Annotated in this window: 15 protein-coding genes and 1 pseudogene; 3 read left to right on the top strand and 13 right to left on the bottom strand. The window is 72.3% G+C overall.

Annotated elements, in window-relative coordinates:
• Positions 1-36: 36 nt before the first annotated feature.
• From galK to galT, 3 genes are read right to left on the bottom strand one after another with little or no spacing between them, the layout of a single operon-like run.
• Positions 37-1,191 carry a galactokinase gene (gene galK / locus ACWEK3_RS16115; protein ID WP_453249924.1) on the bottom strand — a complete coding sequence of 385 codons (1,155 nt, stop codon included), beginning with the start codon at positions 1,189-1,191 and terminating at the stop codon, positions 37-39.
• Positions 1,192-2,160, bottom strand: coding sequence for a UDP-glucose 4-epimerase GalE (gene galE, locus ACWEK3_RS16110; protein WP_384427338.1), 969 nt, complete (start codon positions 2,158-2,160; stop codon positions 1,192-1,194).
• A complete protein-coding gene (galT, locus tag ACWEK3_RS16105; RefSeq protein ID WP_450539068.1) occupies positions 2,157-3,218 on the bottom strand; it encodes a galactose-1-phosphate uridylyltransferase in 1,062 nt (353 codons plus the stop codon). The genes galE and galT overlap by 4 nt, the downstream gene beginning before the upstream one ends.
• A gap of 146 nt (positions 3,219-3,364) precedes the next feature.
• Between galT and ACWEK3_RS16100 the strand changes: the two are divergent.
• Positions 3,365-3,559 (top strand): annotated as a pseudogene (locus ACWEK3_RS16100) (Na+/galactose cotransporter); the annotation flags it as partial.
• Between the two features lie 183 nt (positions 3,560-3,742).
• Here the strand turns inward: ACWEK3_RS16100 and ACWEK3_RS16095 are convergent.
• From ACWEK3_RS16095 to ACWEK3_RS16080, 4 genes are all read right to left on the bottom strand, one after another.
• Positions 3,743-4,414 carry a helix-turn-helix transcriptional regulator gene (locus ACWEK3_RS16095; RefSeq protein WP_450539066.1) on the bottom strand — a complete coding sequence of 224 codons (672 nt, stop codon included), beginning with the start codon at positions 4,412-4,414 and terminating at the stop codon, positions 3,743-3,745.
• A 259-nt stretch (positions 4,415-4,673) separates the two neighbouring features.
• Positions 4,674-6,488 carry an outer membrane protein assembly factor BamB family protein gene (locus tag ACWEK3_RS16090; protein WP_453249923.1) on the bottom strand — a complete coding sequence of 605 codons (1,815 nt, stop codon included), beginning with the start codon at positions 6,486-6,488 and terminating at the stop codon, positions 4,674-4,676.
• Between the two features lie 103 nt (positions 6,489-6,591).
• Positions 6,592-8,469, bottom strand: coding sequence for an outer membrane protein assembly factor BamB family protein (locus tag ACWEK3_RS16085; protein WP_453249922.1), 1,878 nt, complete (start codon positions 8,467-8,469; stop codon positions 6,592-6,594).
• A gap of 268 nt (positions 8,470-8,737) precedes the next feature.
• Entirely contained in the window at positions 8,738-10,552 is a 1,815-nt protein-coding gene (locus tag ACWEK3_RS16080) for an ABC-F family ATP-binding cassette domain-containing protein (protein WP_450539060.1), read from the bottom strand.
• A 157-nt stretch (positions 10,553-10,709) separates the two neighbouring features.
• Between ACWEK3_RS16080 and ACWEK3_RS16075 the strand changes: the two genes are divergently transcribed.
• Positions 10,710-11,327, top strand: a complete 618-nt coding sequence (locus tag ACWEK3_RS16075; RefSeq protein ID WP_450539058.1) for a Uma2 family endonuclease — start codon at positions 10,710-10,712, stop codon at positions 11,325-11,327.
• Between the two features lie 9 nt (positions 11,328-11,336).
• On the opposite strand, the gene ACWEK3_RS16070 is transcribed toward ACWEK3_RS16075, so the two are convergent.
• The 6 genes from ACWEK3_RS16070 to rsmI all read right to left on the bottom strand — a co-directional run bounded on the left by ACWEK3_RS16070 (position 11,337) and on the right by rsmI (position 17,276).
• A complete protein-coding gene (locus tag ACWEK3_RS16070; RefSeq protein WP_453249921.1) occupies positions 11,337-12,230 on the bottom strand; it encodes a 4-(cytidine 5'-diphospho)-2-C-methyl-D-erythritol kinase in 894 nt (297 codons plus the stop codon).
• Entirely contained in the window at positions 12,227-13,096 is an 870-nt protein-coding gene (gene rsmA / locus ACWEK3_RS16065; RefSeq protein WP_390726843.1) for a 16S rRNA (adenine(1518)-N(6)/adenine(1519)-N(6))-dimethyltransferase RsmA, read from the bottom strand. The genes ACWEK3_RS16070 and rsmA overlap by 4 nt, the downstream gene beginning before the upstream one ends.
• A gap of 123 nt (positions 13,097-13,219) precedes the next feature.
• On the bottom strand, positions 13,220-14,740 hold the full coding sequence (locus ACWEK3_RS16060) for a ubiquitin-like domain-containing protein (RefSeq protein WP_453249920.1): 1,521 nt from the start codon (positions 14,738-14,740) through the stop codon (positions 13,220-13,222).
• Between the two features lie 53 nt (positions 14,741-14,793).
• Entirely contained in the window at positions 14,794-15,672 is an 879-nt protein-coding gene (locus ACWEK3_RS16055; RefSeq protein ID WP_453249919.1) for a TatD family hydrolase, read from the bottom strand.
• 59 nt (positions 15,673-15,731) lie between these two features.
• Positions 15,732-16,184: a hypothetical protein gene (locus ACWEK3_RS16050; RefSeq protein ID WP_450539050.1), complete on the bottom strand. Its 453-nt coding sequence runs from the start codon at positions 16,182-16,184 to the stop codon at positions 15,732-15,734.
• A gap of 243 nt (positions 16,185-16,427) precedes the next feature.
• Positions 16,428-17,276, bottom strand: a complete 849-nt coding sequence (gene rsmI, locus ACWEK3_RS16045; protein WP_450539048.1) for a 16S rRNA (cytidine(1402)-2'-O)-methyltransferase — start codon at positions 17,274-17,276, stop codon at positions 16,428-16,430.
• A gap of 97 nt (positions 17,277-17,373) precedes the next feature.
• Here rsmI and ACWEK3_RS16040 point away from each other — a divergent pair, with 97 nt between their 5' ends.
• Positions 17,374-19,122: a dolichyl-phosphate-mannose--protein mannosyltransferase gene (locus ACWEK3_RS16040; RefSeq protein WP_450539046.1), complete on the top strand. Its 1,749-nt coding sequence runs from the start codon at positions 17,374-17,376 to the stop codon at positions 19,120-19,122.
• Positions 19,123-19,313: the final 191 nt, after the last annotated feature.

Here is a 19,313-nt window from a genome sequence, read left to right as displayed (position 1 = left end):
GCTCCCGGCGAGGGACTCGCGCCCGCTCCCGTTCCGTCAGGCCAGCCGCCTCGCGCCCGCCGAGGGAACCGCCTCGAAGACACGCGGGGTTCGGTGGCCCGCGTCCGTGAAGGACTGCTCGATCGCCTTGGTGAGGGCGGGGACGTCGGAGGACTCGGCCAGGACGATCGCCGAGCCGCCGAAGCCGCCGCCGGTCATCCGGGCGCCGAGGGCGCCGGTGGCCAGGGCCGTGTCGACGACCAGGTCCAGTTCGGGGCAGGAGACACGGAAGTCGTCGCGCAGGGAGGCGTGGCCCTCGGTCAGGATCGGGCCGATCGACCTGATGTCGCCCGACTCCAGGAGGGACACCACCCGATCCGCCCGCCCGTTCTCGGTGACGACGTGGCGGACCAGCCGGGCCACCTCCTCCTCGCCGGCCAGGTCGGCCAGCGCCGCGTCCAGACCTCCGTAGGGGATGTCGCGCAGGGCGTCCACGCCCAGCAGGGCCGCGCCCTTCTCGCAGCCCGCGCGGCGCCTGCCGTACTCGCCGCCGCTGTGGGCGTGCTGGACCCGGGTGTCGACGACCAGCAGACGCAGGCCCTCGGCGGCCAGGTCGAAGGGGATCTGACGCTGGGACAGATCGCGGGTGTCCAGGAACAGGGCGTGGCCCGACTCGCAGCAGGCCGAGGCGGTCTGGTCCATGATGCCGGTGGGGGCGCCGACGTAGACGTTCTCGGCGCGCTGGCACAGACGGGCCAGTTGCCAGCCCTTCAGGCCGAGGGCGTAGAGGTCGTTCAGGGCCAGGGCGACCACGACCTCCAGGGCCGCCGAGGAGGACAGGCCGGCGCCCGTGGGGACCGTCGACGCCAGGTGGACGTCCGCGCCGGTCACCTCGTGGCCCGCCTCGCGCAGGGCCCAGACCACGCCCGCGGGGTAGCCGGTCCAGTTCCGGTCGGACTCCGGGGCGAGATCGTCGACCCGCAGTTCCACGGGCGCTCCCGGCACATCGGCCGAGTGCAGCCGCAGTACGCCGTCGTCGCGGCGCGCGACCGCGGCGGTCGTGACGTGCGGTAGCGCGAAGGGCATCACGAAGCCGTCGTTGTAGTCGGTGTGCTCGCCGATCAGGTTGACGCGGCCCGGCGCCGCCCAGACCCCCTCCGGCTCGGCGCCGTACAGCTCGGTGAAGCCTTCCCGGACCTCAAGTGCCCCCACTTATCGCTCCCTTGCGATGTGCTGCGCGAACTCCCAGGCGTCCGCGACGATACCCGCGAGATCCGCGCGGGTCGGGTTCCAGCCGAGCTTTTCGCGGGCGGCCGCGGCCGAGGCGACCAGGACCGCCGGGTCGCCGGCCCGGCGCGGGGCCACGACCTCCGGGACGGGGTGGCCGGTGACCCGCCGGACGGTCTCGACGACCTCGCGGACGGAGAAGCCGTTGCCGTTGCCGAGGTTGCACACCAGGTGCTCGCCGGGCCGGGCCGCGTCCAGGGCCAGCAGATGGGCCTCGGCGAGGTCCGCCACGTGAATGTAGTCGCGTACGCAGGTGCCGTCCGGGGTCGGGTAGTCGTCGCCGTAGACGGAGATCGCCTCCCGCCTGCCCTGGGCGACCTGGAGGACCAGCGGGATCAGGTGCGACTCGGGATCGTGGCGTTCGCCGTACGCGCCGTGGGCGCCGGCCACGTTGAAGTAGCGCAGCGAGACCGCGCCCAGGCCGTGGGCCGCCGCCTCGCCGGCGATCATGTGGTCGACGGCGAGCTTGGAGGCGCCGTAGGGGTTGGTGGGCCGGGTCGGGGCCGTCTCGACGATCGGGACCCGCTCCGGTTCGCCGTAGGTCGCCGCCGTGGAGGAGAAGACCAGCGTGCGCACGCCGGCCTCGCGCATCGCGGTGAGCAGGGCCATCGTGCCGCCGACGTTGTTCTCCCAGTACTTCTCCGGCTTCACCACCGACTCGCCCACCTGCGAGAAGGCGGCGAAGTGCAGCACCGCGGCGAAGGAGGGATCCAGCCACTTGGCGGCGTCCCGGATGTCGCCCTCGACGAAGGAGGCGCCCGCGGGCACGCCCTCACGGAAGCCGGTGGACAGGTTGTCGAGTACGACGACCTCGTGACCGGCCTCCAGCAGGTGCTGGGCGACCACACTGCCGACGTAGCCCGCGCCACCCGTCACCAGGTACTTCCCGCTCATGAACCCGCTACCTCCCGCAGTCGCTCGGCCGCACGCTCCGGCGGCACGTCGTTGATGAACACGTTCATGCCGGACTCGGAACCCGCGAGGAACTTCAGCTTGCCGGAAGTGCGGCGGATGGTGAAAAGCTCGAGGTGGAGCGCGAAGTCGTCGCGCGTGACACCGTCGGACCCGGCCGGCATGCCGAACGGAGCCTGGTGCCAGGCGGCGATGTACGGCGTCGGCCGTGCGCCCTCGCCGAAGAGCCGGTCGAAGCGCCGCAACAGGTCCAGATAGATCCCGGGGAACTCCGCGCGCGCCGCCTCGTCGAGTCCGAGCAGGTCGGGGACCCGGCGCCGGGGGTACAGGTGGACCTCGTAGGGCCAGTGCGCCGCGTACGGGACGAAGGCCACCCAGTGGTCGCCCTCGACGACGACCCGCTCGCCGGCCAGTTCCCGCTCCAGGACCGCGTCGAAGAGGTTCTCCCCGCCGGTGGCCTCCCGGTGGGCCGCCAGTGAGCGCAGCATCAGCGCGGTGCGCGGGGTGGTGAAGGGGTAGGCGTAGATCTGGCCGTGCGGGTGCCCCAGCGTCACGCCGATCTCGGATCCGCGGTTCTCGAAGCAGAACACCTGCTCCACGGACGGCAGTTGGGACAGCTCCGCGGTGCGGTCCGTCCACGCATCCAGGACCAGCCGGGCCTGCCGCTCGCTCAGGCCGGCGAACGAGGCGTCGTGGTCGGAGGTGAAGCAGACGACCTCGCAGCGGCCGAGGTCGCCGGTCAGCGAGGGGAAGCGGTTCTCGAAGACCACCACGTCGTAGGAGGAGTCGGGGATCTCGCTCAGGCGGTCGCCCGTGGAGGGGCACAGGGGGCACTCGTCGGCCGGCGGGTGGTAGGTGCGGCCCTGCCGGTGGGAGGCGATGGCGACCGCGTCGCCGAGCAGCACGTCCCGGCGCACCTCCGAGGTGGTGACCGTCGGCTCCAGCGGTCGCCGGTCCACCGCGTCGCGCACGGTGTCGTCCCGCAGGTCGTAATAGACGAGCTCACGACCGTCGGCCAGCCGGGTCGAGGTCTTCTTCACTGTTGGAACTCCCTACTGGTCCCCGGGCCACTGGTCCGCGAGTCCGCACCCCGCCGGCACCCCACCAGCCCCAACACAATCAAACATAACACGTCACAACCCACCACCCCTTTTCAGATCACGATCGAACAAAGACCATCAACAACCTAGGCATGCCGGCCAACAGCGCCCAGTACGGTGCGTACACCGTGCACGGGTACTGGATCGGCGCAATCCCGGCCATGGTCTTCCTCGGCCTGGTGATGACGCCCTTCTACTACGGATCCAAGGTGCGGTCCGTACCCGAGTTCCTGCTGCTGCGCTTCGACAGGCCGGCGCATCTGCTCAGTTCGATCCTGTTCGACCGGCTCCACCGGGCAGGCCGTCAGGGCGCTCGGCGCCCCGGAACCCGGATGCGGCGGCACTCCGCGCCGCTGTCACACGATGCGATTCCTACCCGGTCTGAACGGCAGGCCTCCTCGCAAGAGAGCAGGTGACCCGGGCGCCCCCCGTCCGGCGCGGGAGAGCCGGGCCGGCCGACGGGGTCACGTCAGCGGGCCCGCGCGGTCCAGCAGGCCGGTGCGGGCCGCCAGGGCCGCCGCCTCCAGCCGCGAGCCCACCCCGAGCTTCATCAGAACGCGCTGGACATGGGTCCGGGCCGTGCTGGGGGCGATGCCCATGCCGGCCGCGATCAGGCGGGTGTCCTCTCCCTCGGCGACCCGGACCAGGACCTCCACCTCGCGCGGGGTGAGCATCCGCAGCAGACGCTGGCCCTCGTCGTCCGGTGGGGCGGCGGGGTTCAGCAACTCGCCGAAGGCGCCCTGGAGGAGCTGGGGAGCGACGGCGGCCTCGCCCGCCCTCGCCTTGATGATCGCCCGCTCGACGCCCTCGATGCGCTCGTCATGGCGTACGTATCCCGAGGCCCCCGCCGCGAAGGCGGCCGCGATGCCGCGCGGGGACGGAACCGGGCCGAGCACGACCACCACGACCTGCGGACGCTCCCGCTTGATCTTCACCACCGGGTCGAAGGTGCCGGGCTCGGCCGGTGCCGCCGTGCCCAGCAGGCACACCTCCGGAGCGCGGCTGATCACCAGGTCCGCCGCGCCCGCGGCCGGCGCCGCGGAGGCGAGCACGCGGTGTCCGCGCAGCTTCAGCGCCGAGGCCAGCGCCTCGGCCAGTAGCCGGTGGTCGTCGACCACCATGAGCCGCACTCCCATCGAGCCCCCAGTCCCCCCAAGGATGTCCAACCCCGGGCGGCGGCCCCCCGGCACGCCGCCCGTCATGCCCCCGGAAGCTACACGCTTGTTCGACGTCGCGCTGCCCCTACCGTCGAGAAGTACCCCCGGATCGGCGGACTTTTCGCATTCCTCGCATTCAAAACTCATTTCGAGGGTCATGCGAGGGCGCCGAGCGGTACGCGCACGGCCCCGCCCCCGGTCGGGGGCGGGGCCGTCTCGTTCCGGCCGTGCGGGCGGATCAGCCGCCCGCTCCGAAGGCCAGCGCCAGGTAGTCCTTGCCGAGGGACGAGGACGACGCCTTGCGGGCGTAGATCGACGACATGTAGAGATGGCCCTGGGAGTAGAGGAACTCCGCGCGGTCCGGGGACATGGAGGTCTCCGCGTCGCGCACGTCCCGCGAGGCCGGGTTCTCCAGCAGCTTGGTCTGCTTGAAGCTGCCGCCGTCGATGCTGACGATCTGGCCGCCCTTGTCGTAGGGCGGGCTCTTGTACGCGATGACGTCGGCACCGTCCATGCGCAGCGGGTAGATGTGGTAGCCGTCGCCCGCGTCGGCGCGCTGGCCGGTCTGCTTGCCGGTGCCCAGGTCGAACGCGACGATCTCGTTGGTCTTGCGGAACTCCTCGCTGCCGTCGTGGTCCTCGGTGGGCACGTACAGCCGGTCGCCGCCGACCGCGAGGCCCCGGCAGTCCTCGACCCTGCTGATGCCGTCGCAGCGGGCCGCGTAGGAGTCGCCGGGCGCCGAGATGTGGGCGCGCAGCTTGCCGGTCCCGTTGTCGATGGAGAAGAAGTCCGAGATGCCGCTGCCGTCGCCGGCGCTCTGGCCGACGTCGGCGGCGACGACGAGCGGATCGGTCGAGACGATCGCGGCGTACTCGATGCCCTGCGACATCTTGTACTCCGAGATCACCTTGCCGGACTTCGGGTCGATCGTCTGGATGTGCAGCTGGCGCTGCCCGTACTGGCCGCACTTGCGCACCGCGACCAGTTTGGCGCCGCCGCCGTACCCGGAGTCGTAGCAGGTGTCGGCCGCCTTCGGGGCCCACAGGACCTTGCCGTCCGCGATGTCGAAGGCGGCGCCGCCGCTGGTGCCGCCCACGGCGACCGTGCCGCCGCTGACGGTGACGTTGTCGAGCCTGATGGGCTGGTCACCGGACTTGACGGTCTGCGTCCACAGCTTCTTGCCGGCGTCGAGGTCGATCGCCGCGACCTGGCTGCATCCGTGCGTGGGCTTGTCCTTGGTCGGCATGGCCGGCTCGTAGACGATCGCCGCCTTGCCGTCCGAGGTGGTGTGCTTGCCGGCCTCGCACACCGGGCCGGGCAGCTCGATCGTCCACAGCTTGGTGCCCTTGTCCCGGTCGTAGCCGACGACCTCGGCGACGCCGCTCTTGACGTACGCCTTGTCGGTGAGCCAGGAGCCGGTGGTGGTGACCAGGTCGCTCACCTCGGGCATCGGCACCTGGTAGAGGACCTTGGCGGCCGGGTCGGACGGTGCCTTCTCCGTGCCGCCGGAGCCGGATTTCCCGTCGCCTTCCTTGCCGCCGGTGCCGCCGCTGGAACTGGCGGTGTCCTGCTTGCCGCCGTCGGACCTGTTCGAGTACCAGATGCCGGTGCCGATGATCAGCGCGATCACGACGACGGTCGAGACGATCATCGCCACCTGGGCGTTGACCTTCCGGCCGCCGCCCGGTGCTCCGGCCTGCGGCTGCGTCGGCACGGTCGGCGGCTGGCCGGGATAGCCGTACCCGGACTGCTGGGCGCCGTACGGGTTCGGCTGCGCGGCGGGCGACTGGGCGTAGGGGTTCGGCTGCCCGCCCGGGTAGCCGTAGCCGGGCTGGGGCTGCGGCGGTCCGGCCGGGGGCGGCGTCTGCGAGGCGCCCTGCGGCGGCTGCGGGTAGCCATAACCCGGCGCCGGCTGGGGGGACTTGGCGAAGTCCGGACCGCCCGCGGGCGGCGTCTGCGGGGACTGTGCGGGCTGCTGCGGCTGCTGGCCCTGTGGCTGGCCGAAGCCGCCGGGCTGCGGCGGCTGGTTGGGCGGCGGGGGCGGCTGGGACATGGCGGGTGCACCTCGGAGGAAGCGGAGGGGGACGGGACGACGGGGAAGCAGAGTGGCCGGAACGGCGTGCGGCGCCGGCCGCGCGTGGCGCGGCCGGCCGGGCTCACTTGCCGTAGGCGAGCATCAGCTTCTCCTTCGTGTCGGCCTTTCCGCGCAGCCGGGTGGTGGAGAGGTAGAAGCGTCCGTCGACCCAGTCGACGGCCCGCGAGTAGAAGCCGTTCTCGATCGACGCGGTGCCCTCCGGGTTCTGGAGCAGCTTCACCGGAGTGTGGGCCGAGCCCGCCGTCGCCACGGACACGATCTGGCCGCCCGCGTCGTACGACGGCTCGACGTACACGATGAGCTGCCCGTTCTCCACCTTGAGCGGCATCATCGAGGTGTCCGTCGGGGACTTCACGCGCCACTTCTCCTTGCCGGTGGCGAGGTTGAGGGCGACGATCTCGTTGGCGCCGGTGGTGACGTCGGTGGGCAGGTAGAGGGTTTCGGCGTCGGAGGCGACGGCCTGGCAGCCCTGGAGGTTACGGGCGAGGATGGCCCAGCCGCATTCGGCGTTGAAGTTCGACTTGGTGTCCACCTGGGAACGGATGGCGCCGCCGCTCAGCGTCGAGATGTTCCAGTGCTTCTTGTCCTTGTCCACCGAGTACAGGACCACCGGGTCGACGGAGTAGACACGCTCGACCGACCAGTCCTTGGGGATCTTCTTGGTCCACCTGGCCGCGCCGGTCGCGGGGTCGAGCTCCTGCACCTCGTCGTGCTCGTTCGAACCGCCGGCCCCGCAGGACGCCACCGCGAGCAGCCGGGCACCGCCCGCGAAGGCGCCGGGGAAGCAGGCCTGGCCGTAGCGCCGCTTGTCGAAGAGCTTCTTGCCGCTGTCGATGTCGTACGCCGTGCCCGACTGCGAGCGGCCCACCATCAGCGTCTTGCCGGCCACTGTCATCTCGATGGTGAGCGTGCTGTCGAACAGCTCGCCGTCCTCGACCTTGATGGTCCAGCCCTTCGCCCCGGTGTTCAGGTCGATCTGCTGGAGCTGGTTGCACTTGGCGCGGTCGCTGCTGCCGCTCATGTAGGCCACGACCACCTTGTCGTCGGCCGTCTTCTGCGGTGTCACCGCGCAGATCTTCTCCGGGAACGTGATCGGTTCCCAGGTGGGCCTGCCGTCACCGACGTTGTAGGCGAAGACCTGCTTGTACGCCGCCTTCACCGCCGTCTTGCCGGTGATCCACATACCGGGAGCCTCGGCGCCGCCACCGGGCGCGGCGGGCGCCTCCTTGTACCAGAGCACCTTGGCCTCGCCGGACTTGCGGCCCGCGTTGAGGTCCTCCGCCTCCCCCTTGCCGTCACCGCTGCCGTCACCCGGGTTGACCGGGGCGTCGGAGGCGGCGGACTTCGAGGGCTTCGCGTCGTCGCTCGCGTCGGCGACCGGCTTCTTGCCGCCGTCGTCGCCGCTGACGGCCCAGACGGTGACACCGGCGACGAGTACGGCGGCCACCGCGGCGCCGATGATGGCCGCGGTCCTGCCCTTGAACGGGCTGCCGGAGCCGCCGGGGGGCGGGGTGCCGGGCGCGCCCGCGAAGTGCGGCTGCCGCGGGTAGCCGTAGCCGGGCTGCTGCCCGTACGGACCCGGCTGCTGCGGCTGCCCGTACGGGCCGGGCGCGGCGGGCGCGCCGTAGGGTCCGGGCTGGGCGTAGGGCCCGGGCTGCTGCGGGTAGCCGTAGCCGGGCTGCGGTGGTCCGGCGGGCGGGGGCGGCGGGGTCTGCGGCGGCTGGGCCGGGGGCGGGGGCGTGGCCTGGCGCGGGTCCTGGGGAGCACCGAAACCGCCCTGGGCCGGCGGGTCCTGGGGGGCTCCGAAGCCGCCCTGGGCCGGTGGGGTCTGCGGCGGCCCGAAGCCGCCGGACTGCGGCGGCTGGTCCTGCGGTTGCTGCGGCTGATCCTGCGGTGCTCCGAAGCCGCCCTGGGGCGGCTGGCTGGGCGGCTGAGACATCAGCGCGCTTCCCCCTCAATTACTGCTTTTTAGCCACGCCCTGAGGTACTCGAAGAACCCAGAGCCGCCCGGGAAAGTCCCCGGACGGCTCATTCTTATCACTCGCAACCTGCCCGCCACCGGCCCGAGTCGGCCCCTGTTCCCAAGGGAGGACCGGCCCGTGACGCGCCCGTTATGCGTGGCGGGCCCGGGGGATTTCCCTCCAGAAAACCACCACGCGCCGTTCACACGGCGCGTGCGCCCGACCGCGGCGGGCCCGCCCGCAGCGCTACGCGTCCTCGGCGAGTTCGAGCCAGCGCATCTCCAGTTCCTCCCGCTCCCCCGCCAACGCGCGCAGCTCGGCGTCGAGTTCGGCGACCTTCGCGAAGTCGGTGGCGTGCTCGGCGATCCGCGTGTGCAGTGTGGACTCCTTCTCGGAGATCCGGTCCAACTGCCGCTCGATCTTCTGCAGTTCCTTCTTCGCGGCGCGCAGTTCGGCGGCGCTCCGCTCGGGCGCGGCCTGCTCGGCGGCGGGCGACGGGACCGGGGCGGCGGCCGCGGCCTGCTGCTCCATCCGCTGCCGCCGCTCCAGGTACTCGTCGATGCCGCGCGGCAGCATCCGCAGCGCGCCGTCGCCGAGGAGCGCGTACACCGTGTCGGTGGTGCGCTCGACGAAGAAGCGGTCGTGGGAGATGACGATCATCGAGCCGGGCCAGCCGTCGAGGACGTCCTCGAGCTGGGTGAGGGTCTCGATGTCGAGGTCGTTGGTGGGCTCGTCGAGGAAGAGCACGTTGGGCTCGGCCATGAGCAGGCGCAGGAGTTGCAGCCGCCGCCGCTCACCGCCGGACAGGTCGCCCACCGGCGTCCACTGCTTCTCCTTGCCGAAGCCGAACGTCTCGCACAGCTGCCCGGCGGTCATCTCCCGCCCCTTGCCGAGGTCGACGCGCTCGCGCACCCGCTGCACGGCCTCGAGAACCCGCCAGTCCGGGTCGAGTTCGGCGACCTCCTGGGAGAGGTAGGCGATCTTCACGGTCTTCCCGACGGCGATCCGCCCGCCGGCGGGCTGTGCCTCACCCTCGGTGCGGGCCGCGTCCGCCATGGCCCGCAGCAAGGAGGTCTTCCCGGCGCCGTTGACGCCGACGAGACCGATCCGGTCGCCAGGCCCGAGGTGCCAGGTGACGTGCTTGAGCAGCACCTTGGGCCCGGCCTGCACGGTGACGTCCTCGAGGTCGAAGACCGTCCTGCCCAGCCGCGAGGAGGCGAACTTCATCAGCTCGCTGCTGTCGCGGGGCGGCGGCACGTCGGCGATCAGCTCGTTGGCCGCCTCCACGCGGAAGCGCGGCTTGGAGGTGCGGGCGGGGGCGCCGCGCCGCAGCCAGGCCAGCTCCTTGCGGATCAGGTTCTGCCGCTTGGCCTCCTCGGAGGCGGCGATGCGTTCGCGTTCGGCGCGGGCGAAGACGTAGTCGGAGTAGCCGCCCTCGTACTCGTACACCGCCCCGCGCTGCACGTCCCACATGCGGGTGCAGACCTGGTCGAGGAACCACCGGTCGTGGGTGACGCACACCAGCGCGGAGCGGCGCTCGCGCAGGTGCCGGGCCAGCCAGGAGATGCCCTCGACGTCGAGGTGGTTGGTGGGCTCGTCCAGGACGAGCAGGTCCTGCTCCTCGATGAGCAGCTTGGCCAGCGCGATCCGCCGCCGCTCGCCGCCGGACAGCGGCCCGATGACGGTGTCGAGGCCTTTGGGGAAGCCCGGCAGGTCGAGCCCGCCGAACAGTCCGGTCAGGACGTCCCTGACCTTGGCGTTGCCCGCCCACTCGTGGTCGGCCATGTCCCCGATGACCTCGTGGCGGACGGTGGCCTCCGGGTCGAGGGAGTCGTGCTGCGTGAGCACCCCGAGCCGCAGTCCGCCGGAGTGCGTGACCCGTCCGGTGTCGGCTCCCTCCAGCCTGGCCAGCATCCGGATCAGTGTGGTCTTGCCGTCGCCGTTGCGCCCGACGACCCCGATCCGATCCCCTTCGGACACACCGAGCGAGACACCGTCGAGCAGGGCGCGCGTTCCGTACACCTTGCTGACGTTCTCGACATTGACCAGGTTGACGGCCATTTCACTCCTGTGCGCGGGGGTCGGTCAGCCTTCTAGCGTAGGGCCTCGCGAGCAGCGGACGGTGCGCGAGAGGACGGTCACTCTTTGTGATGACATGATCGGGATACGGCCGCTACGGTGGGAAGGCAGGTCCCAGGATCCCGCCATGGGAGGAACCATGACTGCCGAGCCCATTCCCGAGGTGACCGTGCCCGAGGCCGAGCCGGCGTCCCGGTGGCCGATGCCGCCTCAGGACGGCTGGACCGTGGACGACCTGCACACGCTGCCCGGCCTCCCGCCGCACACCGAGATGATCGACGGGAGCCTGGTCTTCGTGAGTCCGCAGCGCTATTTCCACAGCATTGTCATCGACCTGCTGGTGAGCGGCCTGCGCCGGACGACTCCACCGAGGCTGAAAGTCACCCGGGAGATGACCGTCGTCATCGACCGCAAGAACGGGCCGGAACCGGATGTCTCCGTGATCCGCGCTGAGGCGGTGACCAGCCGCAGCCAGACGTCCTTCCGGGCCTCCGACGTCGTCCTCGCCGTGGAGGTGGTCTCGCCCGACTCCGAGTCCCGCGATCGCGACACCAAGCCGCGCAAGTACGCCGCCGCGGGCATCGACCACTTCTGGCTGGTGGAGATGGTGGGCGAGGAGGAGCGGCCGGTCGTCTACGTGTACGAACGCGATCCGGTCACCAAGACCTACATCGTCACCGGAATCCACCACGACCGTCTGAAGCTCTCCGTCCCCTTCGACATCGACATCGACCTGGCGGAGATCGACACCCTCTGACCGGGCCGCTCAGAGCACCGTGGCCCCCGGCGCGGGCCCCGCCGCCACGCGTACCGCGCGGCACGTGCCGGACTCCCGCAGGGCTCGCGCCACCGTCCCCGCCGACTCGGCGTCCGCCACGAGGAACGCCGTCGTCGGCCCCGATCCCGACACCAGGCTCGCCAGGGCCCCGGCCGCGCGGCCCGCCGCGAGGGTGTCCGCGAGGGACGGGCGCAGGGAGAGCGCGGCGGGCTGGAGGTCGTTGGTGAGCGCGGCGGCGAGGGCGGCGGTGTCCCCCTTCTCCAGCGCGGCCAGCAGGCCCTCGGAGGCGACCGGTTCGGGAATGTCCGTGCCCTCGCCGAGCCGGTCGAACTCGCGGAACACCGCCGGGGTGGACAGCCCGCCGTCGGCCATCGCGAACACCCAGTGGAAGGTGCCGCCGACCTCCAGCGGACGCAGCTTCTCGCCGCGCCCGGTGCCCAGCGCCGCCCCGCCGACCAGACTGAACGGCACGTCGCTGCCCAACTCGGCGCAGATGTCGAGGAGTTCGTCGCGGGAGGCGTTCGTGCCCCACAGCGCGTCACAGGCCGCCAGCGCGCCCGCGCCGTCCGCGCTGCCACCCGCCATGCCCCCGGCGACCGGGATGTCCTTGGCGATGTGGATGTGCACGTCGGGGCGGCGGCCGTGGCGTTCGGCGAGGGCGAGAGCGGCGCGGGCGGCGAGGTTCGTACGGTCCAGGGGGACCTGGTCGGCGTCGTGGCCCGCGCAGGTCACGCGCAGCTCATCGGCCTCGGTGACCGTGACCTCGTCGTACAGGCCGACCGCGAGGAAGACGTTCGCCAGGTCGTGGAAGCCGTCGGGGCGGGCGGCGCCGACCGCGAGCTGGACGTTGACCTTGGCCGGAACGCGTACGGTGACGCTCACTTACCGGTCTCCTTGTGCTCGGCGATCCGCGCGAACTCCTCCACCGTCAGTGACTCGCCCCGCGCCTGCGGGGAGACCCCGGCGGCGACCAGGGCCGCCTCCGCCGCCGCGGCCGACCCGGCCCACCCGGCGAGCGCGGCCCGCAGGGTCTTGCGGCGCTGGGCGAAGGCCGCGTCGACGACGGCGAAGACCTCGCGCCTGGTGGCGGTGGTCGCGATCGGTTCCGTGCGCCGGACCAGGGACACCAGTCCGCTGTCGACGTTCGGCGCGGGCCAGAAGACATTGCGGCCGATGGCCCCGGCCCGCTTGACCTCGGCGTACCAGTTGGCCTTCACCGACGGCACGCCGTACACCTTCGAGCCGGGCGCCGCGGCGAGCCGGTCGGCGACCTCCGCCTGCACCATCACGAGGGTGCGCTCGATGCTCGGGAAGGTGTCGAGCATGTGCAGCAGGACGGGCACGGCCACGTTGTAGGGGAGGTTCGCGACCAGGGCGGTGGGCGCGGGGCCCGGCAGCTCGGTGACGTGCATCGCGTCGGAGTGGACCAGCGCGAAACGGCCGGCGCGCTCCGGCATGCGGGCGGCGACGGTCGCGGGCAGCGCGGCGGCGAGTACGTCGTCGATCTCGACGGCGGTGACCCGGTCGGCGGCCTCCAGCAGGGCGAGGGTGAGGGAGCCGAGCCCCGGGCCGACCTCGACGACCACGTCCTCGGGGTGGACGTCGGCGGTACGGACGATGCGGCGGACGGTGTTCGCGTCGATCACGAAGTTCTGGCCGCGTTGCTTGGTGGGGCGTACGCCGAGTGCTGCCGCCAGTTCGCGGACGTCGGCGGGGCCCAGGAGGGCGTCGGGGGCGGGGCTGCTCACGGCACAAGGGTACGGGGGCGCGGGCGGCGTGATTGCCACGGCCGCCAGGAGCCGGGTCCGGCCCGCGGCCGCCCGAAGCGGAGGCCGGCACGCGGGGGACGGCCCGCCCGCGCCCCCGCCCGCCTACCCCCGCAGCCGGTCGCCGCAGTGGGGCCAGGGGCTCGCCCCACGGCTCACGTACAGCTTCTTCGCGCGGTAGGTCTGCTCCTCCGCCGGCGCGTCCTGGGGGCGGCCCCGGCCGCCGAGGCTGTGCCAGGTGTCTTCGTCGAACTGGTACAGGCCGCCGTACGTGCCCGAGGGATCCACGGCGTCCGCCCGGCCGCGGGACTCGCACTGCGCCAGCCCCTGCCAGTCGAGGTGGTCGGTGCCCCGTACCGACCGCGGGTGCGCCTTGGTGCCGACCTTCACGATCTGCTTCCGCGGCGCGCGCACCACCTCCGACTCCACACGCCACGGCCGCTGCCGCACGCCGTTGACCGTGCGCACGGAGTGCACGAACCGGCGCACTCCCGGCTGTCCGGCCCGCTCGACGACCTCCGTTCCCCTGAGCAGGGTCGGGTCGGCGGTGCGCCGCACGGCGAACGGGATGAGCTCCTCGCGCACCTCCCGGCTCCCGGTGATCCGCAGCACGGTGACCGTCTGCCCGTCCCGGGGAAAGCTGCCCGGCGCCACGGAGGTGGTGTCCTGCCCCCGCAGGGTGATCCCGGCCTGCTCCACCACGTCCCGCACGGTCGCCGCGTTGGTGCGGACGGTGCGGGCGCGGCCGTCCGCCATGACGGTCACGGAACGCTCGGTGCGCACGTCGAGCGCGAGTCCGGCGCGTCCGATGGGCTTCGAGCGCGCCGCCGACAGATATGCCCCCTCCGCGCGCACGCCCAGCTCCCTGAGGGCCTCCTCGACCGTGCGCGCCGTCGTCCACACCTCGCGGCGATGTCCGTCGAGCGTGAGCCGGACCGGCCGCCCGTGGCGGACGGTGATCTCGTCGCCGCTGGTGAGCGCGGCCTCGGGGGCGGGCAGCACCACGTCGTGGGGCCCGAGCCGCACGCCCTCGTCGGCCAGCAGTCCGGAGACGTCGTCGGCGAAGGTGTGCAGGGTGCGCTCGCTGCCGTCGACGCTGAGCTCGATCGCCTTGTCCTCGGCGACGAACGCGGTGGTCCCGCCCGCCAGGAACGCGACGACCAGCGCGCGGGGCAGCAGCCGGCGCACGCACGCCTCCGGCCGCTCCGTGGACCACGCCCTGCGCCGCCGCGCGCCCCGGTGCGTGCCGCTCCCCGTACCGCTTCCGGCCGGACGGGCCTGGCGGGGCAGTACCGGTTGGGTGGGCTCGTAAGCGGCGGACCGGCGGAGGGTCTCGTGGGCGGGCCGGTACGTGTCCGCGTACGGCGCCCCGTGGGGCCCGTACGGCAGCGTCTGCGCGGTGTGCACGTCGTGGTGGACAACGGTGCGCTCGTAGTCCTCGTGCGAGCCGTACCGCTGGGACGGGTCGTACTGCTCGTACGGGCTGCCGTACTCCTGGTACGGGTTGTGCTGCTGGTACAAGTTGCCCTGCTCGTACGCGCCGCCGCACTGCTCGTACGGGTTGTACGGCCCGTAGGACTCATACGTCTCGTAGGTCTCGTACGCCTCGTACCGCAGATTGCTCACGCGGCCAGAACCTAGCGGAGCGCCCGTCACTCTCCAAAGCGCTCCGGATGCGCTCAGTAGCCGAAGGCGCGGGCCGTGTTGACCGCCAGTGCCGTCGCCAGGGTGTCCTCGTCGATACCGCGCACGGCGGCCATCGCACGCACCATGACCGGAACGAGGTACGGGGCGTTGGGCCGTCCGCGGTACGGCGCCGGGGTCAGGAAGGGCGCGTCGGTCTCCACCAGGACCAGCTCCAGCGGGGCGACGGCGAGGGCGTCCCGCAGGTTCTGGGCGTTCTTGAAGGTGACGTTGCCGGCGAAGGACATGTAGTAGCCGGCGCGGGCACACACCTCGGCCATCTCCGCGTCGCCCGAGTAGCAGTGGAACACCGTCCGCTCGGGGGCGCCCTCCTCCTTGAGGACGCGCAGGACGTCGGCGTGCGCGTCCCGGTCGTGGATGACGAGGGCCTTGCCGTGCCGCTTGGCGATCTCGATATGGGCGCGGAAGGACCGCTCCTGCGCAGCCTTGCCCTCGGGGCCGGTGCGGAAGTAGTCAAGACCGGTCTCGCCGACGCCCTTGACCTGGGGCAGCGCGGCCAGCCGGTCGATCTCGGCCAGGGCCTCGTCGAGCCCGGCGTCCCCGCCCGGCTCGCGCGCACCCTGCCGCGACCAGCCGTCGGGGTCGCCGTGGACGATGCGCGGAGCCTCGTTCGGGTGCAGGGCGACCGTCGCGTGGACGCTGTCGTACGCCGCGGCCGTCTCGGCGGCCCACCGCGAGCCGTTGAGGTCGCAGCCGACCTGGACGACCGTCGTCACGCCCACCGACGCGGCCTTGGCCAGGCCTTCCTCGACCGTGCCGGACTGCATGTCGAGGTGGGTGTGGGAGTCGGCGACCGGTATCCGGAGCGGCTCCGGGAGCGGGGGCGCCGCGTTCTTGTCGGCGTTCGAAGGCATGCCCCGATCCTACGGAAGGGGCGGGTCCTCATCGTCCACCGCTCGTCGTCCGGCGGCGCTCAGCCCGCCTTGCGGTGGAAGGGGTGCAGCAGATCCGACAGATGCCAGTGGTGGTCGCCGTGGCCGGTGTGGGTGTCCTGCGCGCGGTCCACCGCCTCCTCCCCCGGCGGGGACGTCCCGACCCGGTTCGCCACGGGCGCGGCAGGATGATGCCGGCGCTCCTCGTGCCGGTGCAGATGGCTCTGCGCGGACGACACCCGGCCCGCCATCATGATCCGGACGACGTGCCCGTCGCAGTTCTGGCAGCGCGGCCGGCTCAGCGGGGACGGCACGACGCGGCCGTCCGCCACGTACCGCACGCACTCGACGCCGTCGCCGTCCGTGTAGTGCTCGATCTCGTAGGACTGCTCCCACCCGTGCCCGCACCTCATGCAGGCGAAGGAGTAGGACTCGTTGACGACGGCCGTGGCCGTACCGCGGTGGTCGTACCGCCGCCCTGTGATGTCGCTCATGCCAGCTCCTCGTGTCCGCTGGACAAAAGGGACGGTTGCCTTGCCGTCCCGTCGTCCAGTGAACTCCTCCGCCGTCGGCGACGCGCGAGGGCTGGGGAGTGTTGGAGGCGTTTTGGGCCCCGCTTGCCAAAGGGTCCCTCCGGCGGCCGAAGTCCCTTTGCCTTCCCGGACGGCTCTTTGCCGCCCCATGGGGCACCCGCTCATGAGAGATGCGCCCTGCTCAGAGCAGGCGTGAGCGAGGTCTCACTCCCCCGCGCGCTTGGCGGCGACCACCGCGTCGAACACCTCCCGCTTGGGCACCCCGGCCTCGGCCGCGACCGCCGCGATGGCCTCCTTGCGGCGTTCCCCGGCCTCCTCGCGCACCCGCACCCGCCGCACCAGTTCCTCGGGGCCGAGCTCCTCGGGCCCCTTCTCGGGCGCCCCCTCGACCACGACGGTGATCTCGCCGCGCACGCCCTCGGCGGCCCACGCGGCCAGTTCCCCGAGCCCGCCTCGCCGCACCTCCTCGTAGGTCTTGGTCAGCTCCCGGCACACGGCGGCCCGCCGCTCGGCGCCGAACACCTCGGCCATCGCCGCGAGCGTGTCGTCGAGCCGGTGCGGGGCCTCGAAGTAGACCAGCGTGCGCCGCTCGTCCGCGACCTCCCGCAGCCGGGTCAGCCGCTCGCCCGCCTTGCGCGGCAGGAACCCCTCGAAACAGAACCGGTCGACTGGCAGCCCGGACAGCGCGAGCGCGGTGAGCACGGCGGACGGGCCCGGTACGGCCGTCACCCGGACGTCCCGCTCCACGGCGGCCGCGACCAGCCGGTAGCCCGGGTCGGAGACGGACGGCATGCCCGCGTCCGTCACCAGCAGCACGCGCGCCCCGCCGAGCAGTTCCTCGACCAGTTCCGGTGTGCGGGCGGACTCGTTGCCCTCGAAGTACGACACGACGCGCCCCTTGGGGGTGACGCCGAGCGCCTGGGTGAGCCGGCGCAGCCGCCGGGTGTCCTCGGCGGCGACCACGTCCGCGACGGCCAGTTCCTCCGCGAGCCGGGGCGGGGCGTCCTGGACGTCGCCGATGGGAGTGCCCGCCAATACAAGGGTTCCAGTCACGTACCCCATCCTCTCAAGTGCCGTCGCGAGCGAACGCGTCCCGGCCGGTACCGGCCATGCGCGGGACTCACGCAGAACGGTTCCCTACGATGGCGCGGTGACCAGTACCGCGTCCCACACGGACACCCGGCAGGGCCCGGCCCCGCACGACCAGCGGCCGGCGTGGCAGCAGCGCCTGCGCCGCTTCGGCCACTTCGCGGGGCCCGCGAGCGGCGGCAGTGGCGTTGTCGACCGTCTGGTGCCGCCGTATGCGCGGCCCGGGGGGCGCCTGTGGGCGGCCCTCGGCATCCCGCGGACCCTCGCCGACCGGATCGTCCGCTGGTCGGGCTGGGGCGGCCCGCTGCTGGTCACGCTGGTGGCGGGCGTGCTGCGGTTCTGGAACCTGGGCAGCCCGAAGGCGGTGATATTCGACGAGACGTACTACGCCAAGGACGCGTGGGCGCTCGTCCACCGCGGCTTCGAGGTCAACTGGGACAAGAACGCCAACGACCTGATCCTCAAGACCGGCGGGCACATCCCCATCCCCTCGGACGCGGCCTATGTCGTGCATCCGCCGGTCGGCAAGTACGTGATCGGCCTCGGCGAGCTGCTCTTCGGGTTCAACCCGTTCGGCTGGCGCTTCATGACGGCCCTGCTCGGCACGCTGTCGGTGCTGATGCTGTGCCGGATCGGCCGGCGGCTGTTCCGCTCCACCTTCCTCGGCTGCCTGGCGGGCGCGCTGATGGCGGTGGACGGCCTGCACTTCGTGATGAGCCGGACCGCGCTGCTGGACGGCGTGCTGATGTTCTTCGTGCTGGCCGCCTTCGGTTGCCTGCTGATCGACCGCGACCGGACCCGGGAGAAACTCGCCGCCGCGCTCCCGGCCGACGCCGACGGACGGGTGCGGCCCGACGCGCACACGGCCGAGACGACCCACCTCGGCCTGCGCCCGTGGCGCTGGGCGGCGGGCCTCATGCTGGGCCTGGCGTTCGGCACCAAGTGGAACGGCCTGTACGTCCTGGCCGCGTTCTGCGTGATGGCCGTGCTGTGGGACGTGGGCGCCCGCAAGGTGGCCGGCGCCTGGCACCCGTACACGGCCGTGCTGAAGCGGGACACCGGCATCACGTTCCTGGCCACGGTCCCGGTCGCGATCGCCGTCTACCTGGTCTCCTGGATCGGCTGGATCCGCTCCCCCGCCGACGGCAGCGGCGGCTACTTCCGCAACTGGGCCGCGACCGACGGCAAGGGCGGCTACTTCACCTTCCTGCCGGACTGGCTGCGCAGCCTGTGGCACTACGAGCACGAGGTCTACAAGTTCCACGTCGGCCTGTCCTCGCCGCACAACTACCAGTCCAACCCGTGGAGCTGGATCGTCGACGGCCGCCCGGTGTCGTACTTCTACGAGTCGCCCTCCCCCGGCACGGCGGGCTGTCCCACGGACGCCGCCGGCAAGTGCGCCCGCGAGGTCCTCGCCATCGGCACGCCGATGCTGTGGTGGGCGGCCTGCGCCGCGCTGGTGTACGTCCTGTGGCGCTGGTTCTTCCGCCGCGACTGGCGCGCGGGCGCCATCGCCTGCGGCGCCGCGGCCGGCTATCTGCCCTGGTTCATGTACCAGGAGCGCACGATCTTCTTCTTCTACGCCATCGTCTTCCTCCCCTTCCTGTGCCTGGCGGTGGCGATGCTGATCGGCGCGCTCGTGGGCCCGCCCGGCTCCTCGGAAACCCGCCGCGTCGCGGGCGCGACCGGCGCGGGCGTCCTGTTCCTGCTGATCGCCTGGAACTTCATCTACTTCTGGCCGCTGTACACGGGGACGTCGATTCCCATCGACTCCTGGCGGTCGCGGATGTGGCTGGACACGTGGGTCTAGCTGGACACACGCGCCAGGGCGGCCCGGCAGGATGCCGGGCCGCCCTGGTCGTTGTCGGTCGTCCGAGGTCGTCATGGGCCCGCGCCCTGACCGCCGGCGTCATCTTCGGCGGCTGGACCGCCGTGCAGGTCTTCACCGCGGGCGGCCACAAGGGCGGCACCACCGTGAACATCCGCCGGGCCGTGATCAAG

Source organism: Streptomyces sp. NPDC004721 (genome assembly GCF_053601495.1).
This window is presented reverse-complemented; position numbering and strand designations above follow the sequence as displayed.